Annotated in this window: 16 protein-coding genes; 4 read left to right on the top strand and 12 right to left on the bottom strand. The window is 47.3% G+C overall.

Going from position 1 to position 15,083, the window contains the following annotated elements; translation table 11 throughout:
* Positions 1 to 220 precede the first annotated feature (220 nt).
* Together ABD031_RS02605 and ABD031_RS02600 are read left to right on the top strand one after the other, a co-directional pair.
* Positions 221 to 1,855: a S8 family peptidase gene (locus ABD031_RS02605; RefSeq protein ID WP_343848240.1), complete on the top strand. Its 1,635-nt coding sequence runs from the start codon at positions 221 to 223 to the stop codon at positions 1,853 to 1,855.
* A 64-nt stretch (positions 1,856 to 1,919) separates the two neighbouring features.
* Entirely contained in the window at positions 1,920 to 2,252 is a 333-nt protein-coding gene (locus tag ABD031_RS02600) for a hypothetical protein (protein WP_343848239.1), read from the top strand.
* Positions 2,253 to 2,380: 128 nt separating this feature from the next.
* On the opposite strand, the gene ABD031_RS02595 is transcribed toward ABD031_RS02600, so the two are convergent.
* From ABD031_RS02595 to glyA, 6 genes are all read right to left on the bottom strand, one after another.
* Positions 2,381 to 3,457 (bottom strand): AI-2E family transporter, encoded by a 1,077-nt coding sequence (locus tag ABD031_RS02595; protein ID WP_343848238.1) that lies wholly within the window; start codon positions 3,455 to 3,457, stop codon positions 2,381 to 2,383.
* A gap of 128 nt (positions 3,458 to 3,585) precedes the next feature.
* The gene (locus ABD031_RS02590) at positions 3,586 to 4,191 is read right to left on the bottom strand and encodes a serine hydrolase domain-containing protein (RefSeq protein WP_343848237.1); all 606 of its coding nucleotides are present in this window, start codon (positions 4,189 to 4,191) and stop codon (positions 3,586 to 3,588) included.
* 141 nt (positions 4,192 to 4,332) lie between these two features.
* Entirely contained in the window at positions 4,333 to 5,628 is a 1,296-nt protein-coding gene (locus ABD031_RS02585) for an alkaline phosphatase PhoX (RefSeq protein ID WP_343848236.1), read from the bottom strand.
* 371 nt (positions 5,629 to 5,999) lie between these two features.
* A complete protein-coding gene (gene rpiB / locus ABD031_RS02580) occupies positions 6,000 to 6,437 on the bottom strand; it encodes a ribose 5-phosphate isomerase B (protein ID WP_343848235.1) in 438 nt (145 codons plus the stop codon).
* Between the two features lie 11 nt (positions 6,438 to 6,448).
* Positions 6,449 to 7,312 carry a twin-arginine translocase subunit TatC gene (gene tatC, locus ABD031_RS02575; protein WP_343848234.1) on the bottom strand — a complete coding sequence of 288 codons (864 nt, stop codon included), beginning with the start codon at positions 7,310 to 7,312 and terminating at the stop codon, positions 6,449 to 6,451.
* 16 nt (positions 7,313 to 7,328) lie between these two features.
* Complete coding sequence (gene glyA / locus ABD031_RS02570; protein ID WP_343848233.1) at positions 7,329 to 8,597, bottom strand: serine hydroxymethyltransferase; 1,269 nt, start codon at positions 8,595 to 8,597, stop codon at positions 7,329 to 7,331.
* A gap of 294 nt (positions 8,598 to 8,891) precedes the next feature.
* Between glyA and ABD031_RS02565 the strand changes: the two genes are divergently transcribed.
* Positions 8,892 to 9,266 (top strand): UDP-glucuronosyltransferase, encoded by a 375-nt coding sequence (locus ABD031_RS02565; RefSeq protein ID WP_343848232.1) that lies wholly within the window; start codon positions 8,892 to 8,894, stop codon positions 9,264 to 9,266.
* 7 nt (positions 9,267 to 9,273) lie between these two features.
* Here ABD031_RS02565 and ABD031_RS02560 read toward each other — a convergent pair whose 3' ends face one another.
* On the bottom strand, positions 9,274 to 9,501 hold the full coding sequence (locus ABD031_RS02560; RefSeq protein ID WP_343848231.1) for a hypothetical protein: 228 nt from the start codon (positions 9,499 to 9,501) through the stop codon (positions 9,274 to 9,276).
* A gap of 105 nt (positions 9,502 to 9,606) precedes the next feature.
* On the opposite strand from ABD031_RS02560, the gene ABD031_RS02555 reads away from it, so the two are divergent.
* Positions 9,607 to 10,515 carry an AEC family transporter gene (locus ABD031_RS02555; protein WP_343848230.1) on the top strand — a complete coding sequence of 303 codons (909 nt, stop codon included), beginning with the start codon at positions 9,607 to 9,609 and terminating at the stop codon, positions 10,513 to 10,515.
* On the opposite strand, the gene ABD031_RS02550 is transcribed toward ABD031_RS02555, so the two are convergent.
* The 5 genes from ABD031_RS02550 to ABD031_RS02530 all read right to left on the bottom strand — a co-directional run bounded on the left by ABD031_RS02550 (position 10,507) and on the right by ABD031_RS02530 (position 15,036).
* Entirely contained in the window at positions 10,507 to 11,319 is an 813-nt protein-coding gene (locus tag ABD031_RS02550; protein ID WP_343848229.1) for an inositol monophosphatase family protein, read from the bottom strand. The genes ABD031_RS02555 and ABD031_RS02550 overlap by 9 nt on opposite strands.
* A 95-nt stretch (positions 11,320 to 11,414) precedes the next feature.
* Positions 11,415 to 12,161 carry a 16S rRNA (cytidine(1402)-2'-O)-methyltransferase gene (gene rsmI / locus ABD031_RS02545; RefSeq protein ID WP_343848228.1) on the bottom strand — a complete coding sequence of 249 codons (747 nt, stop codon included), beginning with the start codon at positions 12,159 to 12,161 and terminating at the stop codon, positions 11,415 to 11,417.
* Positions 12,158 to 12,391 (bottom strand): 4a-hydroxytetrahydrobiopterin dehydratase, encoded by a 234-nt coding sequence (locus tag ABD031_RS02540; RefSeq protein WP_343848227.1) that lies wholly within the window; start codon positions 12,389 to 12,391, stop codon positions 12,158 to 12,160. The genes rsmI and ABD031_RS02540 overlap by 4 nt, the downstream gene beginning before the upstream one ends.
* A gap of 12 nt (positions 12,392 to 12,403) precedes the next feature.
* Positions 12,404 to 12,670: a DUF493 family protein gene (locus tag ABD031_RS02535; RefSeq protein ID WP_343848226.1), complete on the bottom strand. Its 267-nt coding sequence runs from the start codon at positions 12,668 to 12,670 to the stop codon at positions 12,404 to 12,406.
* 257 nt (positions 12,671 to 12,927) lie between these two features.
* Positions 12,928 to 15,036, bottom strand: coding sequence for a SurA N-terminal domain-containing protein (locus tag ABD031_RS02530; protein WP_343848225.1), 2,109 nt, complete (start codon positions 15,034 to 15,036; stop codon positions 12,928 to 12,930).
* Positions 15,037 to 15,083 lie beyond the last annotated feature (47 nt).

Below are 15,083 nucleotides of genomic sequence, written 5' to 3'. Positions count from 1 at the left end.
TCTTTGCAAGGAATTCATCACATTTAGGGCAGTTTCGGCCACGTAATTACAGCGCGATTAAAAACATATCGATCGGTACGGCTAAACCATTGGACAAGCCAAAACTGAAACACCCGGCAATGACCGACTCGATGTAGCGTGTCATCGACGTTAAACAACTTTACTATTTTTAACATCCGTTTTTAGCCGCTTCTCGTGAGTTGATCGTTATTTTTGGTCTATGATCAAATCCCTTCCTAAATCACTGGCGAGCCTGAGCCTTGGGCTGCTGGTCATGGGTTGCAGCTCCTCAGCTGTGATTACCGCTCCACCGATTTCCTATTCCAATACTTCTCCTCGCGTATCCGAACTTTCGGAGTCTGGAGCTATGCGTTGGAGTCATCTGGATTTGACTAGGGATACCGTGCCTGGAATGAGTGTAGACCGAGCCTATTCCGAACTTTTGAAAAACAAGAAAGGACAAGAAGTGATCGTCGCGGTCATCGATTCTGGTATCGATCTCAACCATGAAGACATCAAAGACGTGCTTTGGATCAATAAAGGTGAAAAAGCCGGAGACGGAGTTGACAATGACCGCAACGGCTACATCGACGATATTCATGGCTATAATTTCCTTGGGGAATCGTACCATGAGCAAAAGGAATCTACTCGGATCGTTCGCTTAAAAATCGGTGACGCCACATATCAAGACGATGCCAAAGCAAGTTTGGAAGAAGCTCTTCCTGAAGCTAAAGAAAGTCTGCCGCAACTCGAACAGATAGAGGCATTTGTAAGTATGGCTCATGAAAACATCCAAAAAGAGCTAGGCAAGGAATATTATTCCCTCGAAGATCTGGAAAAGTATGAGCCAAAAACCCCTCAACAAGAGCAAATCGTTGGCGTGCTCATGCAGGTGATGGGGATGGGTCAGGACATTCCGACAGCGCTCAAGGACTTGAACGAAGGCATCACCTACTATCAGGGACAACTAGATTACCATCTCAATGTTAACTTTGATGGAAGAACGCCAGTAGGAGACAACCCCTACGACATCACAGATACCAACTATGGAAATGGAAATCCGGGCATTCGAGAAAAAGACGAAAGTCACGGAACCCATGTCGCCGGTATCATAGCTGGCACGCGGGGAAACAAAAAAGGAGTTGACGGAGTCGCAAAAAACGTTTCCATCATGAGTCTACGAGCCGTGCCGGACGGCGATGAATATGACAAAGACGTCGCCTTGGCCATCCGCTATGCCGTGGACAATGGCGCCAAAGTAATCAACGCAAGTTTTGGCAAGGACTTTTCCCCAAATGCAGAGTGGGTCTACGAAGCACTGGAATACGCAGCTTTAAAGGACGTCCTATTTGTACAGGCCGCCGGCAATGACGGACTAGACTTGGATAGTCCTGAAAACAAAAACTTCCCCAACGACAACAAGTCCCAAAGTATTCCGGAGTTTGTGGACAATGTTCTCATAGTCGGTGCCCTCACATCAAGCTTTGACCCTCAGATGATCGCATCTTTTTCAAACTATGGAATAGAAAACGTCGACATCTTCGCACCCGGGGACGAAATTTTTTCTACCATGCCAAACGACAGCTACGAATTTCAGGGAGGCACTTCTATGGCAGCTCCCGCAGTGGCCGGTGTGGCTGCTATGATCCGATCCTATTACCCTAAGCTTACTGCAGCTCAAGTCAAACAGATCATCATGCAGTCGGGAATTGCTCCGCAGATCAAGGTCTTTGTAGGTGGAGAGGATGAAGAGGCGAAGTCACTCACAGAGATTTCCAAGACAGGCAAGATCGCCAACCTATACAACGCGATTATTCTGGCGGACCAAGTAAGTAGGGGTGAGGCAAGCCTTTAAAATCTGTACTAATTTCCTCTATACCCTGCCCAAGTTCTAAATTGGATTGTCTAAACTATTTTCGATGAAAAAATTTCTCGTACCTGCTATAGGATTCCTCGTCATATACTGCCTAAACTCCTGTACCATAGAGGCTTCCAAAAAGAAGGATGGCTTCACGATAGAAATCACTTCCAGTGACGAGCTCGTGATCAACGGCGAAAAAATCACCGATAAAAAACTCGATAGGGAAATCAAGAAACTCATTAAGGATCTTGAAAAAGAAGGCTTAACCAAGGAGGAGATCAAAAAATCAATCGATTCTGGAAAAATTTCCGCAAAGGAAGCGATGGAGGAATTACAAAAAGAGCTGGAAGAAATCAAATCTCTGCACAAACATCACCGCAAAGCTGACTAACGCGGGAAGCTCATAAAATGCCCCGATAAGCCGAAAACTTATTGGGGCATTATCATGTGCATCTGTCGAAAGAGGCAAGCGCTACCGTCACTTCTTTTGAATAAATCCGGATGGGAGGTCGAAACAGCCTAGCCCTCTCGTTGAGTTCCAGAATTCAGCCATTCTTCGCCAAGTTTATAAGCCAAGGTCAGGACTATCGCGCCGGTAAACAGACCAATGAATCCGGAATAAATGAATCCGCCAATGGCTCCCAAGAAAACTACCAGCATCGGTACAGAAGCGCCTTTTCCCAAAAAAATCGGCTTAAGTACATTGTCCATCAACCCGACGACCAGCATCCAAATTGTCAAAATCGTCGCGGTGACCGAATCGCCGGTAGTCCAGATGTAGATGATCACGCCGATGGATACGGGCAAAATCCCTATCTGGACAATTGCCAAAATTAATGAAAGAATGATCCAAAGACCTGCAAAAGGAATATCTGCGACCAGCAGACCGATTCCCACAAAAGTCGTCTGAATAGCCGCTACTCCAAGGATTCCCTTCACTACATTTTGGACGGTCTGCTTGGCTACACCAGCCATATCCTCTCCTTTTCTGCCGGCGAGTTTTACCAGAAACTTTCTCGCAAAATCGCTCTCCTCTTTCTCATATGCCAGCATAATCCCGCTGATAATAATCGAAATCATAAGGAGCAAAACCCCACCCGCAGTGTTTTTGAGAAGTGCCACCAGCTTCAGAAGGAGCGGTTTTAGCTGATCTTGGTGCTCTTGAATCGTCAGCGTAAGATTGGTAGATGCCTCTGTCCAAAACGCAAACGCCCTCTCGCCAATCAATGGCCAGGATTTTATCTGTTCATTTGGAGGTGGAATCTTCAAATCTCCATCCCGAATGCCTTCAGCAAGTTCTTTGATCTCACCAGCTCCCGCAATCATGAAGAAAACTGCCGGAACAATCAGCACTGAAAGCGCAATTAAGGTAATAAACGTGGCCGAAAGGCTATTTTTCCAGCCATACTTCCCGATCAGTTTTTCATGAATCGGGAAAAAGGAAGAGGCGAAAACAGCTCCCCAAAGCAACGGAATCAAAAATGGCGTTAGGATATTAAAGCACCAAACCAACAAAATTGCCAGTGCCAGCAGTTGTAAAGCATAGTGAATCACGTGGTTAGAACCAGAAGATGAGGGTGCTGGATTTGGATACATGGGAATTCTCGTTGATCCACAAAATTTACACTATAATTTCACGCGATGCATTCAGTAAAATCATGATAAAAGTCAGGAAGAGATCCAATTTCAAAGTCCAAAACTGTAGATTCGTGTTGAACCGAAATCTAGTATTGCATCGCGAACGCTGCAATCTGCCTCGTAAGTACCGTCGGTGAATTACAGTCACAATTGGTCAATCCAACCACGTTGATGTCCCGCTTGGGCAGGTAAACTCCCATGGATTTAAAGCCAAATATACTCCCTCCATGTCCGTGGCTCGTAATGTCTCCAATTTTGACAATATGCCAGCCGTATCCATACTTGATCGTTTCCCCATCATCTAGGGAATAATCGCGGTAAAGTCTGGTCTTAGTTCCTGGTTTTAGAAGCCGGTCACTTTTCTGTGCTTCGTTCCGGATCAAGAGATCGTTGACACTTGACATCTGCGAACCTGAGGAATCGGGGAGGCTGAGGCTGACGTAGTTTCTATTTACATAGTCATCCTTTTGATGATACCCATAGGCTTGATTGGGGATGACTTGGAAATGGCTGCCGTTTCGGGCAGCGTTCATTCCGAATTTTTGGAAAATATGCTCCTGAACAAAATCCGCATAGCTTTGCCCGGATACGAGTTCGATGATGTACCCGAGGATCACGTATCCTGAGTTGTTGTACTTCAACTCGGCCCCAAGCTCAAAATCCATTCGGTCGTCCTTGAAAAAGTCGATCAACTCCAGAGTAGGGGAGCCTCATGAAGTAGTTGGATATACTGCGAGGATGTCGCTCCGCGCAAAAAAGTTTCATTTTTATCCCCATAGTAAAAGAAGAGGGGACGGGTCACCTCTATCTTTGATTTATCTGTTCTCCCTTCCTCAGGCTTTCTTCGCCCAAGGGCCCTTGATTGCCACAGTCAATCCAGCTCCCTGGATATTCACAAAGTACGTTTCCCCATCCGGAGAAAACACCCCTCCTGCAAATTCAGATGCAAAACCTACATTCTCGGCCAGCTTGTAATATTCACCAGCCGGACTGATACCCACGACAAATGGATGCTTGTCATCTTCGCAAAGGATCAGATCTCCCCAAGGAGCGATCGCGAGGTTGTCACAGCTTTTGAGAATCTCACGGTCGTTTGGCTCTGCGAAAAGCTCGAGCTTGCCCGGCGCACTAGCCTCGTCCTTCTGACCTTCTTTAGCTCCTGGGGTATACTTGAAAACCTGTCCGGCTGAAATATCTCCTCCGTTGGTGCAGGCAAAGTACAGCTCACCCTCACCAAACCAAATCCCTTCTCCACGGGCGAAAACCGCCGCTCCAGCCTCAAATCCTCGGTGCCTAAGATCATCCTTAGGCGCATCGACCTCCTCCAGATCAAGCCATTCGACGGTCAATCCCTGATTCATGGGAAACTTTGCACCAGTCAGATCTTTCCAGTTTCTCGTGTCTCGGCTCTTTTGGCCTTTGATGGCCAAGGCTTGGAGCTTGCCGCCCTTATGAAGTTTGCCAGGTACAGTCGGTATGAATCGGTAGAAAAGCCCATCTCCACGATCTTCTGTCAGATATACAATGCTTGTCTTAGGATCCACTGCCACCGCTTCGTGGTTAAATCTCCCCATTTCTTTGATTGCCCTAGCCTTGACCAGCCGGATGGTATCCGAAGCGGGAACTTCAAAAACATATCCGTGATCCTGCTCTAACTGGCCGCCTTGATCGCCCGCATTCAGCGTAGTTTCTTCACAAGTCAGCCAGCTACCCCAAGGAGTCACCCCACCTGCGCAGTTTCGAAGGGTACCGCTGAGGCTCAGAAATTCATTTTCAACCTCCCCCGTCGCGGGGTTATACACCAGAGTAGTCGTGCCCCCCAATCCGGGTAAGGTTCCTTTGCCTTGGTCGTAGAGGGATTGTTTAGCCACTTTTTCGTAAAGCTTGTTTCCTTCTCCGAAAGGCCCCTTTTCGAAACTGTCTGCGCTTAGTTCATGATTTCGGACGATGATGACTCTCCCGTTTTTCCCCGGAAAAGTTCCCATCCCATCAGGATTGCCGGGCACCAAAAATCCGTCTTTCATCACTTGACCCGATCGGGAAATGATCTTGTAGGAAAAGCCTTTGGGTAGATTTAAGATTCCTTCTGGATCGGGAACCAGTTCCCCATACCCTTTGCCAAGTGCCAAAGTCCCGGCCTTGACCTCTGGTTGTACAAATTGCTACAGGCCCATAAAGCCTAGAGTCACCAGCCCACCCTGTCTTAAGAATGTTCTTCTCGAATTGTTTGGTTGCATGTTCTCAAAAATTTACCAGCAAACTACTGGGAAAATCCTCTTCCACAGCAAGGTCTGTTTTGTCATTGTATGAAGTTTTGCGAAGACCGCATGCTTAGTACCCTCTAGACAAGCCGAAGGACTACCCAAAAAATCCCTGAAATAGCTCAATCCACCCCAATCGTTAAAGCTGAAACAACTGCTTTGGGAACCTGAGAGAAAAAATTTATACACAAAAAAGCCTCGAAATATATCTCCGAGGCCTTTCCTTATTTTCTATTCGCTTAGCTACAAGCTATTTTATCAACGCGGTTCTGATGCCTTCCCCCTTCAAAAGGAGTCGTCAGGAAGATCTCGGAGAGCCTTTCCGCGTGCTCGTAAGAGATGAAGCGCGCAGGAAGCGCTATGACATTGGCATTGTTGTGCTGACGGGCCAGCGCTGCCAAGTCTTCGTTCCAGCAGAGTGCCGCACGAATTCCTTGGTGCTTGTTGGCCGTGATCGCCACCCCATTTCCGCTTCCGCAGATGACGATGCCCAACTCATACTCGCCGGCTTCGATCGCAGTACATAGTGGATGTACATAGTCGGGATAGTCAACTGAAGCCGTAGAAAATGGCCCGAAATCTTTCACTTCATAGCCGAGGCTGGTCAGCTTCTCAATCAATTGACCTTTGTACTCAAAACCGGCGTGGTCTCCGCCGATTGCGATTTTCTTAGCCATAATATTATCAGTTAGTCTGCGTAATCCGAACCACGCTCGTTTTCCTCCTCAGCCCTCTTGATCGACCGCTTTTTTTCCAAACGCTTGGCAATCCCTATACCTATCTCATACAGAACCAAGATAGGCATCGCAATCAAGAGCTGGCTAATCACATCCGGCGGAGTAATGATCGCCGAAAGTATCAAGATCACTACCACCGAATGCTTCCTGTATTCCTTTAGCATCTTGGAGGTCACCAGACCAGACATCGAAAGGAAATAGATCACGACCGGCAATTGGAACATGATGGCCGATGCCAACACCAACATCGTCAGTGTGGTCACATAGGACGTGATGTCAAACTCATTCAGGATGGTCGGATCCAGCTGGTAGTTTGCCAGAAAGTTAATAGAAAGCGGGGAAAGTACGAAGTATCCAAAAGCAGCTCCGGTCAAAAACAGCAGACTGACAAAAAAGACCGCGCCATTGGCTGCACTCTTTTCCTTGTCGTACAGTCCCGGGCTGATGAACCTCCAGACTTCCCAGAAAACGTATGGGAAAGCCAGGATAAATCCAACCATAAAGCTGGACGTCATGTGCATGGTAAACTGCCCAGTCATCTGCCTGCTTTGAATCGTGAACGGGAGTTCATCGATGCATAGCGCAGCTATGCCCAGATAGTTACTCAGTTCGCACAGCATTCTGTACGTGAAGAAATCGACTTTGGAGGGGCCTAAGATGACCACTCCGAATACGATGGGTTTAGCGATGAATGCGAGGACGGAAAGAATCAAGATGGCTGCAATCGAACGGAGCAAGTGGAAGCGCAAAGCCTCCAAATGATCCAAAAACGACATTCCTTCCTCTTCTTCGTCTTGATGTTGGTCTAGAGCCACTTTGGGAATTCAATAATTAATACAAAGGAAATTGAACCATCCAGCTGTTGACTTCCGCCTTGATCTTGGCAAGCTCGGCTTCGTTGGAATGGTTGACAAGTGCTCGGTCGATCATAGCAACGATCTTTCGCATATCGTCTTCATTCAATCCACGTGTAGTCACTGCCGCAGTACCTACTCGCATACCGGAAGTCACAAAAGGTGACTTGGTATCGAAAGGAACCATATTTTTATTGATTGTAATGTCCACTTTTCCGAGGGTTTCCTCAGCAAGTTTTCCAGTCAATTCTTTATTTCTCAGGTCGATCAGCATCAGGTGATTGTCAGTACCACCAGAAATGATCTGGTATCCCAGACTTACGAACTCATCTGCCATTACAGATGCATTGTTTTTCACCTGAAGGACATATTCCATGTATTCGTCCGAAAGTGCTTCTTCGAATGCGATGGCTTTGGCAGCGATGATGTGCTCCAAGGGACCGCCTTGCGTTCCTGGGAACACCCCCATATCCAGCAGAGAAGACATTTTTCTGATTTCTCCTTTTGGAGTAGTAAGTCCCCAAGGGTTGTCGAAATCCTCTCTCATCATGATCAAACCACCTCTTGGGCCTCTCAAAGTCTTATGCGTGGTCGTGGTCACGATATGGCAATGCTCGAGCGGATCATTCAGCAATCCTCTGGCGATCAATCCCGCCGGATGCGAAACATCCGCAAGCAAAAGAGCGCCTACCTCGTCGGCAATCTCTCGCAATCTCTCGTAATCCCAATCCCTTGAATAGGCGGAAGCGCCACAGATGATCATCTTCGGCATGACTGCCAAAGCGGTTTCTTCCACCTTGTCAAAGTCGATCATCCCTGTCTCTTCCTCTACGCCGTAGAAGTGGGGCTGGTATAGCTTTCCTGAGAAATTTACCGGAGAGCCGTGTGTCAAGTGACCACCGTGAGAAAGATCAAATCCCAAGATCGCGTCACCGGGCTTAAGACAAGCCAGCATGACGGCCGCATTTGCCTGCGCGCCGGAGTGCGGCTGGACGTTGGCCCAAGTTGCACCAAATAGCTTTTTAGCCCGATCGATAGCGATTTGCTCGATTTCGTCCACTACTTCGCAACCGCCATAATAGCGCTTGCCGGGAAGACCTTCCGCATATTTGTTGGTCAGGACGCTGCCGGCAGCTTCCATCACTTGTTTACTGGTGAAGTTTTCGGAGGCAATCAGCTCGATGCCTCTTTTCTGTCTGTCTTCTTCGTTGGCGATAAGGTCGAAAACAAGCGAATCTCTTTTCATGATCAGGGGTTTGAAAGCAAAGAAATAGTCCCGGAGGAAATCCGGCCGTTTTGAAAACGAGCCCAAAAATAGCCTTAAAGTCCTTATTATCCAATGTGAAAAAAGGAATCAAAATATGCAGAGGAATAAAGTTGTGGAAGTATTCTCCACCTGCAGAAAAAAAAACGGGCTAGTCGGCGGTTTCACCTTCAATGAACGAAACCCTGTAGTGAGAGGGGTATTCCCTTTTTACCTGAGGAGATAAAAAGTCCCTGTTCCTTTCCGGATTAGAGACTAGGAAACGTAATTTTAGGAATGTTTGATTTCAACTATCAGCCCAAATCTTATTTCAACAGTGAAAGCACTTCTGCTTTGCTGGTGCGACTTCACTATCCCGAAAGCACCTGGGGAGAACAAATCAGCATCTACGTTCATCTTTTGGAGGGGAAGATTCAATTTGAAGTCATCGATTTTTATGGAAATGAATACCTCCTCTATCCCTCCAGCACTTGGGATCCGCTGTCGTTTGAGGATATGATTTACCTGATCGAGGGCATGCAGGTCAATCAAGATACGTTTGAAGGAAACATTGAACTGGTGCTGGACGGGATTCCTGAGGCCGAAAGTGAATTCTATCCCCAGCTTGCCTCCTATTTTGCCGAAAAGCGAAAAAGCTTCGGTCTCGACTAAGCTCTGATTAAAAGTCCAGCAAGGCTTGGCGCTGGCCTAGAATCTGTTGGCTTTTGAACCAATATTCGTACGTATCAAAATCCAGGCAATCGCTCAACTCTATCCCGTGGAAGAAAATTTTCTTCAGACAGAGCACCGGAAGATAGGATTTAAGGGAATGGGCCTGGTCCACAGTCAACTGGGAAAGCTGGACCCATTTTTTGCCCTCGATGAAAATCGGTATAAGTTTAGTCATGGGGAAACTTTTGATTCCAGACAAAAGTATCCTGATATTCAGCTCCGTACAAGAAAGTGAAATGAAATTTATATTAATTAAAAATAAGTTTCAACATATTCGGGAATGACAGGAGTAATCATCGCTGTGGGCTGTCTTTTTTTGGGCCTCATTCTTCAAAAAATCCCTGGATTTCCTACACACACTGCGGCTACCTGGGTACAATCCTATCTCATCAAGATTGTCCTGCCTGCTCTAGCGCTCCTTTACATTCCCGAGATCAAGCTGAGCTGGGGCTTATTGATTCCCATTTCTTCCGCCTGGTTTACGTTTTTGCTTTCTTGGCTCATCTTCGGGTTTTTGGGAAAAAAATTTAACTGGGGAAACAATACGACCGGATGTCTGATCATCGTGGCAGGGTTGGCAAATACCTCATTTCTGGGTTTTCCTGTCATTGAGGGCCTTTATGGAAAGGCCGGTTTGCCGACGGCGCTGCTGATTGACCAGGGCGGATCGTTCCTGATCGTCTCCTCACTTTCCATTCTAGTGGGTTCGCTGTATGGCAATCACAGCGAAAGTCTGTCCAAAGTGCCCATGAAGATCCTCAAATTTCCGCCCTTCGGCTTTCTCGTCGCCACCTTGCTCATGAGCTTACTTGAGCTCGAAACTCCAGATCTACTTATTCCATTCCTTCAATTGATTGGCAAAACCATGCCCCCCATGGCGCTCTTGGCCATAGGCTTGAAGCTTTCGGCAGATATGGCTTTGCTTTCCTCCCGTTTTTTCTGGTATGGACTTGCCTATCGGCTGGTTCTAGCTCCTGCGATTGTTTGGCTGACGTACCGGAATTTTATCCCAACTGAATCCCTTGATCTCAAAGTAACTGTCATGGAAAGTGGTATGGCCCCGATGATCACGGGATCCATCGTGGCGATGCAATTTGGGCTTCACCCCAAGTTGGCGACGCTACTCTCCGGCTTGGGCATGCCGATCTCGGCCATTAGTCTGTTGATTTGGTACTTTCTGTTAGGATAGGTCTTTCCAGTGGTCGTCCAAAACGGCTAGAAAGTCCGGATGAATGTTTCCATTGCTGGCAACGATCCTTCTCCCAAAAATGAAATCGCCGCCACCTGAAAAATCAGTGACCGTTCCTCCCGCTTCCTGCACGATCAACGCCCCTGCTGCAACATCATAGGAGTTTAGATTGTATTCAAAGAAGCCCTCTGTACGTCCAGCTGCAACATAACAAAGATCCACCGCCGCCGAGCCCATTCTTCTCAATCCGTGCGTTTTTTCCATCAGAGACTTCATCGAGTTCAGATAGCGATCGATCAGATCAAAATTGTAGTAGGGAAATCCTGTGGAAATGAGGGATGCCGAGAAGTCAGGTGCAGTGCTCACTTTGATACGGGTATCGTTGCAAAAAGCTCCGCCGCCACGCTTCGCATAAAAACATTCGTGCCGATTGACTTCGTACACTACGCCCAAGACAAGCTCGTTCCCCTCCATCAAGGCAATACTAACTGCGAAAAATGGAATCCCGTGTATGAAATTCGTCGTCCCGTCCAGCGGATCGATGACCCAATTGTAGACGTCCGCCAGCGTGGTGTTCGTCCCCTCCTCCGTGATAAATCCTGCTTCCGGCAAAATAGTCGCCAGCCGATCTACAATCTGCCGCTCGGCCTCTTTGTCCACATAGGAGACCAAGTCATTAAATCCTTTGTGTTCGACTTTGGCCACATCAAAATGCTGTCTTTCCTTGCGGATAAAGGCACCGACCTTTTTTGCGACTTCCTGAGTTTGCTCTAAAATGGTACTGAGTTGATCTGGGGAAAGCATGAAATGGGTAGATTTAATGTACAATGGTTTCAAGGTTTTGATGAAAAAGTACGAAATATGAATGTATAAATACGAAGTATATGCTCATCTGGGACTTACTCCGACTTACTCCATTTTTCCTTTTTGGATGCTTGCCGCTCCTCGCGACTTTCCCGCTTCTCCGGTTTCCCAGCAACGACGAGGACAATCTCTCCTTTCAGTGGATTGATTTTATAGTATTCTATAAGTTCCGCCAGATTGCCGCGAACATTTTCCTCATGCAGCTTGGTCAACTCCCGAGACACGCATGCTTGACGCTCTGCCCCAAGGCTCTCTGCGAGCTGCTCGAGCGTTTTGAGCAGACGATGGGGAGATTCGTAGAAAATGATCGTTCGAGTCTCCTCCACCAGGGAGTCGATTCTTGTTTTGCGGCCCTTTTTGTGAGGTAAAAAACCCTCAAACACAAAGCGATCATTGGGCAGACCACTATTGACCAAAGCCGGCACGAACGCCGTAGGCCCCGGCAGACACTGCACCTCCAGTCCGGCGCTCAAAACCTCCCTCACCAGCAGAAAGCCTGGATCAGAGATCGCCGGAGTACCTGCGTCGCTCACCAGCGCAAAGACTTCTCCCTTCCTCATCCGCTCCACGAGCTTTTCGACGGCCTTGTGCTCGTTGAAAATATGGTAGCTCTGAAGCGGTCTGGAGATCTCCAGATGCTTGAGCAGCATTCCGCTCGTACGGGTGTCCTCGGCAAGGATAACGTCTACGGTCTTTAGCACCTCCATAGCCCGCAACGTGATATCCTTGAGATTGCCGATGGGTGTAGGCACCAAGAAGAGATTGACGGTAATCTCACTCATTGCAAAATCTTATCAATCGACTTCGCCAGTTTACGATCTCTTTCGGTTACAGTGTTTCCGGCATCATGGGAGGTAAGCTCAATTTCTACTGAATTGTACACATTAGACCAATTGGGATGGTGATTTTGCTGTTCTGCCAAGAAAGCCACCCGCACCATAAAGGCAAAGGCCTCCTGAAAATCTGCAAATTCAAAAGTCTTCTTCAATCGGTTGTTTTCTTCTCTCCACATAGCTTGATTGGTTTAAAAGGAAATAACGCCTTCGATCTCGGCTGCTTTTTCGTAGAATTCTATGATTTGATCTGCGCTGTCCATCATGACTTGGATGGTCGTACTAACATATTTTCCGCCCGAACTCGGCTTGAGCACCACTTCGTTTTTGGGAAATAGTGCGCCGACTTGATTTTCACTCCCCTTGGGTACGATGAATTTAAACATATAAAGCATCGGAAACTGTCCGGAAGCCTCTAGCTTCTCTTTGAACGCCGCTTTATCAAACTTTTTTTCCATCAGGTAAACTTACTCCTTTCTCGCCACAGTATAAACCCAGATTGGCATTTCTGTTACGCCCTAAAAAGACTTTAGAATCAGATGTTTCGGCGCTTTTTCTTTCTTATCTCCTTAATGCCACGTCAGTGCTGCCTCAGGAAAGCCTGCAATTTTCCGTTTTCGCACACTATTTTAAGCAGCTAAACGCGCCCGCCAATCGGGCTAAACGCAAAAAAACCCATGTGAGATGGGTTTTTTTCTATCGGGAGAAATTCTCCTTAATAATATTTGTATCGGTAATCCTTTACGTCAGCCAAATCCTGAAGTGCCATCATGATAGTATAGGTCATTCGTTGAGATCCGCCCATGCTCAATTGTGCTTGGTAGGACGTATAGTCACCGATTTCAGCTGCTGGAGTCAGGTTGTTCAGTCGTCCGACTATTACCCCTATATCTTCCTGGACAGGCTTCGTGAGCTGGCCTGGAGACTGAAGTCCGAAGATAGAACCGATCGCTTTAGGAGCAAATCCTATTCCCGCAATGACGGAAGTGTTGAGTTTCAAATCTGGGATTTCGTTGATCGCCGCATCCGTGAAAACAGATTTCATTTCTTCCAAGGTGGTCTTGCCCGAAAGTTTCTCCGCAATCATGGCTGCTTTCTTGTCGTTGCGCACCTGCTGCTCTACCTGCTCTCGCACGTCGGCAAGTTTAGCCTCTCCTTCTTCTTTTCTGCTGACCAAGCTGGCAACTACATAAGAATTGTCAAGCTCGTAAACCGGCGACACTTCACCTGTCGAAGCGTCAGAAAAGGCCCAGATGATTACTTCACGGGCATTTTGCAGGTTGTTCAGGTTTCTAGAAGTCGCATCGACACCATTTGCCTGAAGGATTCTGTATCCACTTTCGGTGGCGTTTTCGGTGAATTCATTTCTGTTTCCGCTCTCAGCTGCAAAAGAATCTGCATTCCTGAAGGCTTCGTTTCGAGTCGCATCAGAGGCAACCAACTCCAGCTCCAATGTAGCAAGCTTGGTGTAGGTAGACTTTGATAGCTCAGTGACATCAATGATGTGATAGCCATATTCTGTCTCCACCACTCCGGGTAGCAACCCTGTTGACTTGGCTGCATAAACAGGATTCGCAAATTCCTCCACGAAATCTTCCTTAGCAAACCAACCCAAATCACCGCCATTTTGTGCGGTACCGTCTTGGCCGTATTGTCTGGCTGCTACGATAAAGTTTCCGTTGGCTTTGATATCCGCCAAGACGGTCTCGGCTTGGGCTTTGACAGCTGCTTTACCCGCTTCATCCATTCCTTCTGTGCTGAAGAGGATATGAGATGCTCTCATTCTAGGAGCGCCCTCGTATTGGTCAGAAACCTTGTAGGTGACGTACGTTGAGTTAGCTGTGACGTATGGGCCATAGGTCTGGCCCACGGTAAGTTCACCAGCATTGGTAGTAAGGCTCATGGGAAGCTGGTCACCAGGTCGGTAGGTAGCAAATGGATTCTGTACTTCAGAATTTCTGCTTACCAACACAGAATCGTTATCCGCCGTTCTCAGCTCTTCGGTCAATCCGGTTATTCTGGAAATGACCGATGCAGAATCCTGTCCACTTGGCAAAATGCTAAAAGCGACATATTCAAGATTTGCGGTGTTTCCAACTTTAAATTTCTCCTGATTTTTTTTCAGGTAAGCGGTCAGCTCGCTTTCTTCGACGGTCACATCCCCATCTGCTATCACATAATAAGGAACAAATAGCACAGACGCATCAGCGATCGTGTTTGCTGCTTTGTATTCCAGCTTTGCTTCAGCCGTGGTGGCATACTCAGAAGTAGCCAATAGATTGTCGTATTTGATTCTCAATCTGGACTGCGCGAAGAGTTTTTCCTGCTGAGCCCAGCCCGCTTGCTGTGCCGGATCTGCGGTTTCCAAAGTCTGAAGGAAGGAAATCAGCTGATTTTTGTCAAACTGACCCGTCTGTGGATTCACCAATTGTGCTCTGAGTTCTGGGACAATGTTTTTGCCCTGTACCAGATCCACCAATTCTGCATTGGATACCGTCAGACCGAGCTTCTCGTATTCTTCATCAAATACTTGCTCCACGATCATCGCCTGCCAAGCCTGCTCTCTCACGGAGACCATCTCTGCTTCGGAAGCCACACGGCCGGTTCGCTGTTGGAACATCGCTTTGAACTCTTCCACTTTGAGGGAATATTCTTCAAGCGTGATTTCCTCGCCTGCGATTTCACCGACAATATTTTTGTTGGAATTGAGTAGAGAGGAATTGGGGCTCAAGAGGTCTCCCCCGAGGAGGAATAAAATTAACCCGCCGGCTATTACACCGATTGCGAGACCTGTCCGCTGTCTTATTTGCTTAATTAACGCCATTATTGATACTACGCTTTTTAGAAGTGTCGCAAAATAATAGCATTGGG

The organism is Algoriphagus jejuensis, assembly GCF_039523455.1.
Taxonomy (GTDB): domain Bacteria; phylum Bacteroidota; class Bacteroidia; order Cytophagales; family Cyclobacteriaceae; genus Algoriphagus; species Algoriphagus jejuensis.
The sequence above is the reverse complement of the archived record's forward strand: the minus strand, read 5'-3'. Positions and strand labels throughout refer to the sequence as shown.